Raw genomic sequence first — 9,970 nt, 5'->3', positions numbered from 1 at the left:
TCGATTAACTGTATCAAACAGAAATGAATTAACAGAAAATTAGGAGTATCCCATGACTGAAACGTCCTTGAACAATCTCCAACCGCTCGATCAGGAAACCTTGCGCAAGATGCATGCCTACTGGAGAGCCAGTAATTACCTGGCCGCCGGCATGATTTATCTGCAGGACAATCCTTTACTCAGAGAACCGCTCAATCCCGAGCAGATCAAGAATCGTCTCCTGGGTCACTGGGGAGCCAGTCCGGCGTTGAGTTTTACCTATATCCACCTCAACCGCCTGATTAACAACTACGATCTCAATGCGATTTTTATGGCCGGTCCAGGTCATGGCGCGCCGGGCGTTCTGGGTCCGGTGTATCTGGAGGGCACTTACTCGGAAATTTATCCGAACAAAGGCGAAGACGAACAAGGCATGCTTCAGTTCTTTAAGGAATTTTCCTTCCCCGGCGGCATCGGCAGTCACTGTACCCCGGAAACGCCGGGTTCGATCCACGAAGGCGGCGAATTGGGTTATAGCGTGTCCCATGCTTTTGGCGCGGCATTCGATAATCCGGACCTGCTGGTGGCGGTTGTGGTCGGCGATGGCGAAGCGGAAACAGGGCCTTTGGCGACGTCCTGGCATTCCAACAAATTCCTGAACCCGGTCCGCGACGGCGCGGTTCTTCCCATTCTTAATCTGAACGGTTACAAGATCAATAATCCGACTTTATTGTCGCGCATCAGCCATGAAGAGCTTGAAAATCTGTTCAAAGGCTATGGCTGGACACCTTATTTCGTTGAAGGCAGCGATCCCGAAGTCATGCATCAACGCATGGCTGCCGTCATGGAGCACTGCGTAACCGAAATACGTAAAATTCAGCAGGAAACCCGCGCCGGCGGCGTTCCGGAGCGGCCCAGATGGCCTATGATCGTACTGCGCAGCCCTAAAGGCTGGACCGGTCCGAAAGAAGTGGATGGGCATAAGGTGGAAGGATTTTGGCGCGCCCACCAGGTGCCGCTGTCCGGCATGAAGGAAAATCCGGCGCATCTGAAGCAACTGGAAGACTGGCTGCGCAGCTACAAACCTGAAGAACTGTTCGATACCAACGGACGCCTGATCCCGGAACTCAAGGAGCTTGCGCCCAAGGGCGTACGGCGCATGAGCGCTAATCCCCATGCCAATGGCGGCCTGTTACGCAAAGCATTGCGTCTTCCGGATTTTCGTGAGTACGGCGTGAAGGTAGAAAATCCCGGTCAAACCGAAGTTGAAAACACCAAACCGTTGGGCGTTTTTTTGCGCGATATCGTCAAACTTAATCCGACAAATTTTCGCGTGTTCGGACCGGATGAAAACACCTCCAACAAGCTCGACGCGATCTACGAAGTCAGCAAAAAAACCTGGATGGCGGATTATTTGCCGGAGGACGCCGACGGCGGCGAATTATCTCAGGATGGCCGGGTCATGGAAATGCTGTCCGAGCATACGCTGGAAGGATGGCTCGAAGCCTATCTCCTTACCGGACGCCACGGTTTTTTCTCCAGCTACGAAGCTTTCGTGCATGTGATCGATTCGATGTTCAACCAGCATGCCAAATGGCTGGATATCAGCAACGATCTTTCCTGGCGCGCGCCGGTTTCATCGCTCAATTTGCTGATCACCTCAACCGTATGGCGGCAGGATCACAACGGCTTTACCCATCAGGATCCGGGCTTTCTGGATGTGGTTGTCAATAAAAGCCCTGAAGTCACGCGCATTTATCTGCCGCCGGACGTCAATACACTGTTGTCGGTCGCCAACCATTGCTTGCAGAGCACCGACTACTTCAACGTGATTGTTTCGGACAAGCAGAAACACCATCAATTTCTGGACATGGACGCCGCCGTTGAACATTGCACCAAAGGCATCGGCATTTGGGATTGGGCAAGCAACGACCAAGGCTCGGAACCTGATGTGGTGATGGCGGGCTGCGGCGACATTTCGACGCAAGAAGCCTTGGCTGCCGTGGGCCTGTTGCGGGAGTATTTCCCGCAATTGAAAATCCGCTTTATCAACGTCATGGATCTTTACCGCCTGACGCCTGAGACCGAACATCCGCACGGGCTTTCGGATTGGGACTTCGACAGCCTGTTCACCGCTGATAAACCGGTGATATTCAACTTCCACGGTTATCCCTGGTTGATTCACCGTCTCGCCTACCGCCGCACCAATCATAAAAACATGCATGTGCGCGGCTACAAGGAAAAAGGCAATATCAATACGCCGCTCGAGTTAGCCATTCGCAATGAGGTCGACCGATTCAGCCTGGCTATCGATGTGATTAATCGGGTTCCGGGCCTTAAGGTATCAGGCGCTCATGTCAAAGAAAAATTACGCGGCATGCAGATCGCTTGCAGTCACTATGCTTACGAACATGGCATAGACAAACCCGAGTTTGCGTCTTGGAAATGGCCTCAATAACGATCGTGCAGCGAGGATATCACTATGGCTAAAAAGAATAAGACCGCCGAAGCTGAAAACGCGGTCGGAAACACCAATGCGTTGACGAGTGCTTCAGAAATCAAAAAATCCATTCAGGATCACTTGACCTACAGCATTGGAAGCCCGCCTTCTGTGGCTAACAGGCAAGATTATTACAAGGCTTTAGCATTGGCTGTGCGCGACAGATTGCAACGGCACTGGGTTGAAACAGTGCAGACCTTCCTCGATCAAGATTTGAAAGTGGCTTGCTACCTGTCAGCAGAGTTCCTGATGGGCCCCCATCTCGGCAATAATTTATTGAATCTGGGCATCGAGAATGAGGTTCGCCAAGCGATTGCCGAATTGGGCTTTGATCTGGATGAATTGCTGGCCGAAGAGGAAGAACCCGGTCTCGGCAACGGCGGCTTGGGCCGGCTGGCGGCCTGTTATATGGATTCCCTGGCAACCCTCGAGCGGCTTGCGCTCGGTTATGGAATTCGCTATGAATTCGGCATTTTCGATCAGGAAATTCATGACGGATGGCAATGCGAGATCACCGATAAATGGCTGCGCAACGGCAACCCTTGGGAAATCGCCAAACCCGATGTCACTTACACTGTCAATTTCGGGGGGCATACCGAATATTACCGGGACGACGCAGGTGCTGAGCGGGTGAGATGGATACCTGAGCGGGCGATCAAAGGCATGGCTTACGATACTCCCATCCAGGGTTATCGCGTCAACACCTGTAACACCTTGCGGTTATGGAGCTCAGAGGCCTGCGAAAGTTTCGATTTTCAGGCCTTCAACACCGGTGACTACTACACGGCGGTGAATGAGAAAGTCATCTCCGAAACGCTGGCGAAGGTACTCTATCCGAATGACGAGCCCGAGATCGGCAAGCGGCTACGCCTGGCGCAACAATATTTTTTCGTGTCCTGTTCGCTGCAGGACATGTTGCGTATTCTCGATATTTTGGGTCAGCCTCCGCAGCGTTTTCCGGAAAAGTATGCAGTACAGCTTAACGATACCCATCCGTCTATCGGCGTGGCCGAACTCATGCGGCTATTGGTCGATGAGCGCCGGGTTTCCTGGGATGAAGCCTGGGATATCACGGAGCGCACGTTCGGCTACACCAATCACACGTTATTGCCCGAGGCGCTCGAGACCTGGCCGCTGCCTTTGTTCAGGGAAATGTTGCCGAGGCATCTGGAGATTATTTATGAAATCAATGCGCGGTTTCTTGCCGCGGTTCGTGACAAACATCCCCAGGATGGAGAGCTGCTTAAACGGCTGTCGTTGATTGATGAACATGGCGAAAAACGCATCCGCATGGCCCATCTTGCCAGTGTCGGAAGCCATTCCGTCAACGGCGTGGCGGCGTTGCATACGGAACTGTTGAAGCAAAATGTGCTTAAGGATTTTTATGAATTATGGCCGGAGCGCTTCAATAATAAAACCAACGGTGTGACGCCTCGGCGTTTCATGGCTTCGGCCAATCCGAAACTCAGCGAGCTGATAACCCGCACAATCGGTGGCGAATGGGTTACCCATACCGAGGATCTCAGAAAGCTTGAGCCTTTCGCGGAGGATGCCGCGTTCCGCAAAGAATGGCGAGCCGTCAAGCAGGCTAACAAACATCGACTCGCCGACTATATCCGCAAACAGACCGGTATCGAGCTCGACCCCAGCTGGCTGTTTGATGTTCAGGTCAAGCGCATCCATGAATACAAGCGCCAGCATTTGAATATTCTGCACGTCATCACGCTGTATAACCGCCTGAAGCATAATCCCAACCTTGCTATTGCGCCGCGGGCATTCATTTTCGGCGGCAAGGCGGCTCCCGGCTATTTTATAGCCAAGCGCATCATCAAACTGATCAATGCGGTGGGTGAGATGGTCAATAACGATCCGGACGTGAATAAATATCTGCGCGTCGCGTTCGTGCCCAATTTCAACGTGCAGAACGGCCAGCTTATTTACCCGGCAGCCGATCTGTCCGAGCAGATATCGATGGCGGGTAAGGAGGCATCCGGTACCGGCAACATGAAGTTCACCTTGAATGGGGCCTTGACCATCGGCACGCTGGATGGCGCCAACGTAGAAATACGGGAAGAAGTCGGCGCGGAAAATTTCTTCCTGTTCGGATTGAACACGGAGGAAACCGTCCTGCTTCAGCAGCAAGGCTATCGCCCGTACTCTTATGTTGAAAGCAATCCGCAATTGGCCGACGCGATTCAGTTGATCTCATCGGGGCATTTTTCCAATGGCGACGCCGAGCTATTCCGTCCTTTGGTGGACAATTTATGCCAGTCCGACCCCTTTCTGGTACTCGCCGATTATGCCGATTATATCGATTGCCAGGACAAAGTCGCCGGCGTCTGGGAGGACCCGGAAAAATGGGCCAGGATGTCGATCCTGAACACGGCCAGAGCGGGCAAATTTTCCTCGGATCGCGCGATATGTGAATATTGCGATGAGATTTGGAATGTCCGTCAGGTATCCGTAACGATGCAGGGCAAAACCGGCGAACCGATCATCCATCAAAATTTAAAATGATAGACGTAGCCCTTAACACCTATCAGTTTAACGAGAATACCCAATACGTCATTCCGGCAGGGATTCACTCCGGGCTATCCTGCCCGGAGCCCTTCGGGTTAATGCAAATCTGTTCCAGACAGATTTGTGCCGGAATCCACAACTTGCAAGGATGCAGTAGGTAGAGCACCAACAGTAGGCGCTTTAGGCGACGCAGGAGCAGTTGGCCGAGAAGCCAAGGATGGCAAGGCTCAGATGTAGGCCGGAATAAGCCTGGCCGCGCGTTAAGCGCAGGACTGGCGTTTCCGGCGCTCCGATTGCCGGAAACGCCCACCCTGGCTGTCGCCGGGCGGTCTTATTCCGGCCTACGTCGAGATGCGTATAACGACGAGCGCAGCGCGTGGGAACGAGCGGATTTAGGTTGCTTTAACATTTTGAATATTAATGTGTCGCTACCGCGATGGTTATTTGAATCGGGGTCTCGCCCCCGAAGGCGAGTTACTTTCTTTTGCTTCGCCAAAAGAAAGTAACCATTGAATTCGTGCCACTGGCAAGTTTCCATCGCCATTTGATTCATGAGTTTAAGCGTATTTTCGTAAGTTATGGGACTCAGTACGACAAGCGTCAGAAATACAGCCCGTGCGTAACATCAGCTATTTATTGGATGCCGCCGTTAAGTCGCTGAGTTTTCTTCTTTTCAACCAAGGAGTAATAACGCAATGTCACTTAAGATTTATTTACTTCGTCACGGGGAAACGACCTACAGCCAGCGCGGCGCTTATTGTGGCGTTGTCGATGCAGAACTTACTCCGGAAGGCACGAAAATGGCGCAATGTTTTGCCGAAGCCTATCGCTCGATATCCTGGACGGATGTCTATGTCAGCCCGATGAAAAGAGCGATAGCAACAGCGCAGCCTTTATGCGACGCCTTGGGCCTGACCATGCAGATCAGGGACGGACTCCGTGAAATCAGTTATGGCGATTGGGAAGATCAAGAGTTGGAAACCGTCAAACAAACCTATGATAAGGACTATCTAAGTTGGCAGACCGATCCGGCCTGGAACCCTCCGACCGGCGGCGAAACCGCGATTCAGGTTGCCGCCCGCGCCCTTCCCATCATTACGGAAATCGAGTCCAAGTACAAAAGCGGCAATGTGCTGGTGGTATCCCATAAGGCGACCATACGCATCATTCTTTGCAGCCTGTTGGGAATAGACGTCGGCCGTTACCGGGATCGGATCAACGCCCCGGCAGCTTCGGTTTCTATTATCAAGTTTGTGACTTATGGGCCGATGCTGGAAGTTTTAGGTGATCGAAGCTATATGCCCGAGCATTTGCGCAGCCGCGCCGGGACTTGACGGATGTTTTTAGCCCAACTTTATACATTCTCAATCGCAGCATTTTAGGAAGTCGCTTTAATAAAGCGATTGTGTCCAAGCCAAAATTTTATGGAGTGAATTGTAATGACTCTTTCATATAAATTGAGCAGCGGCTCGTATTTTCCGCCAGGGGCGACGGTCAGCAATGCCGGCGTCAATTTTTCAATTTTCAGTCGTCATGCGAGTGGAGCCGAGCTTTTGCTTTATGAAGCGGCCGGAAGTCCGGAGCCGTTTCAGGTCATCAGCCTCAACCCCAAAACGAACCGGTCGTTTTTTTTCTGGCATGTGTTCGTCGAAGCGCTTCCGGCCGGAAGCCATTATACCTGGCGCATGTTCGGACCGAACGATATGGCTTCGACCGGGCATCGCTTCAATGCCAAAAAGGAACTCATCGATCCCTGGGCCACGGCGGTCAGCGATGTGTTTTGGAATCGGCGGCGCGCGTCCGATCCGGATGACGAAAGCCGGTCATCTTATCGAGCCGTGGTCGCAAAATCGGATTATATCTGGGCAGGTGAAAGTCCCTGGAAACTCGGCCTGGAAGGAGCGGTCATCTATGAGCTTCACGTCGGAGGATTTACACGCCATCCTTCGGCAGGCGTCGGGCATCCCGGCACGTTTACCGGATTGATCGACAAGATTCCTTACTTACAGGAACTTGGCATTACCCATGTCGAGTTGTTGCCGGTCATGGCTTTCGACGAGCAAAGCGTGCCGGACATCGTGATGGCAAAGGGATTGAAAAATTATTGGGGCTACAACACGCATAGCTTTTTAAGCCCGCATCCCGGCTATTGCATAAACCCCGAGCTCGGATCGAATGCGCATGAATTTAAGGATATGGTGAAAGCCCTGCATAATGCCGGCATCGGCGTTATTTTAGATGTGGTTTTCAATCATACCGCGGAAGGGGGGCACGATGGCCCGATGATAAACTTCAAGGGTTTCATTAACGAAATTTTTTATCATCTCGATCCGCATAACCGGAGCTATTATCGTGATTACACCGGCTGCGGTAACACTGTGAATTGTAATCATCCTTTGGTCACGCAGTTCATTGTGCATTGCCTGGAGTATTGGGTTGAAAAGATGCATGTCGATGGTTTTCGCTTCGATCTCGCCAGCGTCTTTACGCGCGGCGAAGACGGCACGCCTCAAGCCAATCCGTCACTGCCTTGGCGCATCGAGTTTTCTAATGCGCTCAACGAGGTGCCGATGATTGCGGAAGCATGGGATGCTTCCGGTCTTTATGATGTGGGGTCGTTTCCCGGCTTACGTTGGGCGGAATGGAACGGCCGCTACCGGGATGTAATCCGGCGTTTTGTCCGCGGCGATCCGGGGCTGGTCGGCGCAGTAGCATCATGCATTACCGGCAGCAGCGATCTTTATGAAGAAGAGGACCGGTTACCGCTGCACAGCATCAATTTCATTAGCTGTCATGACGGCTTCACCCTTTACGATTTGGTTAGCTACAACGGTAAACACAACGAAGCCAATGGCGAAGAAAATCGCGACGGCTGCGATAACAATTTATCCTGGAATTGCGGCGCTGAAGGCGAGACCGATAATGCGGAAGTTTTAGCCCTCAGGCGGCGGCAAGCCAAGAACCTGATCAGCATCCTGTTATTAAGCCAAGGGGTTCCGATGCTTCTTTCCGGCGATGAGGTACTGCACACGCAAAAAGGCAATAACAATGCCTATTGCCAAGATAACGAACTTTCGTGGTTCGACTGGAGCCTGGTCGGAAAAAACCGCGATATGCTGCGTTTCGTGAAGGAACTGATTGCGTTAAGGCGCAGGCACCCGAATCTGAACCGGCACGAATTTCTGAGCGGAGAGCCCGTTTCCGGTCGCGGCCTTCGCGATATCGCCTGGCATGGCTACCGGCTTGACGAGCCGTTATGGTTTGATTATAGCGCCCAATATCTGGCTTACACCTTAGCCGGACTGAGCGACGGCGAGGAAGACCTGCATGTCATTTTAAATATGTCCGAGCGAACCGTGGAAGCATCCTTGCCCGAGATTCCCGGACGCTTATGGCACTTGGCGCTGGATACCTCGCGGACAGGTCAGGATGACATCCTGCCGCGCAATCAACAGAAGGCTCTCGAAAGTTCGTCTTACACAATAGCCAGGCGCACGGTCGCCGTGTTTGAGGCGCGCGGATGATTAAAGGCGACGCTCCTAAAGTACTGGTCATCAATTGCGGCAGTTCCTCGATCAAATACGGACTGTTTGCAATGGCGCCGGGGCACCTGATTGCCAGCGGGCTGCTCGAGCGTATCGGTGAACAGGTAAGCCTGATTCGGTACCGCGCAGAAAATGCCCAAGGCGAACCGGTGGAGCACCAGCAGGAAATCGAAGCCGCCGACCATCGCGCGGCTTTCGCCCATATTACCGTGGTTTTACGCAACGCCTCCGGGCTTGAAGCAGGGCAGGAGCCGGATGCGATTGGCCATCGCGTGGTCCATGGTGGGGAGGCCTTTTCGGCATCGGTCGCTATCGATCAGACGGTCATCGATACGATTCGAAATTTGATCCCGTTGGCGCCGCTGCATAATCCGGCTAATCTGACCGGCATTGAAATCTGCCGGGAAGCTTTTCCGTCGGTGCCGCAAGTGGCCGTGTTCGATACCGCTTTTCATCAGACCATGCCGCCCCATGCTTTTCGCTATGCCGTCCAGGAAACCTGGTACAGCCGCCACGGCATACGCCGGTACGGATTTCACGGCAGTTCCCATCGTTATGTCGCCAGCCGGGCGGCCGGCTATTTGCAGCGCCCGCTTGAGGATCTTAAATTGATTACCCTGCATCTCGGCAATGGCGCCAGCGCCGCCGCGATACAACACGGGAACAGTATCGATACCTCGATGGGCTTCACCCCGTTGGAAGGTTTGGTCATGGGGACCCGGTGCGGTGATTTGGACGCAGCAATACCGCTGCATCTGGAAAACGTTCTGGGCCAGAGTGCCGACGAGCTCGAGGAAGCCCTGAACCGGGATTCTGGATTGAAAGGGCTATGCGGCAGCAACGACTTGCGCGAAGTGTTGGCGAGTGAGCAAGCCGGTGATGAACGCGCCCGCTTGGCATTGGATGTTTACTGTTACCGTATCCGAAAATATATCGGCGCTTATTTTGTCGCCCTGGACGGTCTTGACGCACTGATTTTTACCGGCGGCGTCGGAGAGAATGCGTCATTGATCCGGAGCCGGATCTGTCAGGGCTTGGAAAAGCTCGGTATTGCTATCGATCCGGAAGCCAATGACAGGACGGTTGAAGAAATCAGCGAAATAGGGCGTGGCGGCTATTCCGTTCGGGTTCTGGCCGTGCGCACCAACGAAGAGTTGCAGATTGCGCGTGAAACGCTTTCGGTCTTAACCGGATAGCCATCCGTATCGCGCTATGTCGTTATGACGCGGTGAACTCCCTCTCCCTCAGGGAGAGGGCAGGGGTGAGGGGATCAAAAATGGGATTTTTTCAATATAACTGATGTTACGCAGGTATTCAGATTTAGACTGCATTAGCATTTTATTACTAAGGTGTCGCTACCGCGACGTTATTTGAATCGGGTTCTCGCACCCGAAAGCGAGTTACTTTCTTTTGCGTCGCCAAAAGA

5 protein-coding genes are annotated in these 9,970 nt (G+C 52.9%); all 5 read left to right on the top strand.

Annotated elements, in window-relative coordinates:
* Positions 1-52: 52 nt before the first annotated feature.
* The 5 genes from M0R47_RS07595 (at position 53) to M0R47_RS07575 (ending at position 9,740) form a co-directional block, all read left to right on the top strand.
* Entirely contained in the window at positions 53-2,437 is a 2,385-nt protein-coding gene (locus M0R47_RS07595; RefSeq protein WP_292552633.1) for a phosphoketolase, read from the top strand.
* Between the two features lie 24 nt (positions 2,438-2,461).
* Complete coding sequence (locus M0R47_RS07590) at positions 2,462-4,996, top strand: glycogen/starch/alpha-glucan phosphorylase (RefSeq protein WP_292552630.1); 2,535 nt, start codon at positions 2,462-2,464, stop codon at positions 4,994-4,996.
* A gap of 698 nt (positions 4,997-5,694) precedes the next feature.
* Positions 5,695-6,333, top strand: coding sequence for a histidine phosphatase family protein (locus tag M0R47_RS07585; protein ID WP_292552627.1), 639 nt, complete (start codon positions 5,695-5,697; stop codon positions 6,331-6,333).
* A gap of 105 nt (positions 6,334-6,438) precedes the next feature.
* Complete coding sequence (gene glgX, locus M0R47_RS07580) at positions 6,439-8,523, top strand: glycogen debranching protein GlgX (protein WP_292552624.1); 2,085 nt, start codon at positions 6,439-6,441, stop codon at positions 8,521-8,523.
* On the top strand, positions 8,520-9,740 hold the full coding sequence (locus tag M0R47_RS07575) for an acetate kinase (protein ID WP_292552620.1): 1,221 nt from the start codon (positions 8,520-8,522) through the stop codon (positions 9,738-9,740). The genes glgX and M0R47_RS07575 overlap by 4 nt, the downstream gene beginning before the upstream one ends.
* The last annotated feature ends 230 nt before the right edge of the window (positions 9,741-9,970 follow it).

The sequence above is a fragment of the Methylobacter sp. genome (genome assembly GCF_023227905.1).
Lineage (GTDB): Bacteria > Pseudomonadota > Gammaproteobacteria > Methylococcales > Methylomonadaceae > Methylobacter_A.
The sequence above is the reverse complement of the archived record's forward strand: the minus strand, read 5'-3'. Positions and strand labels throughout refer to the sequence as shown.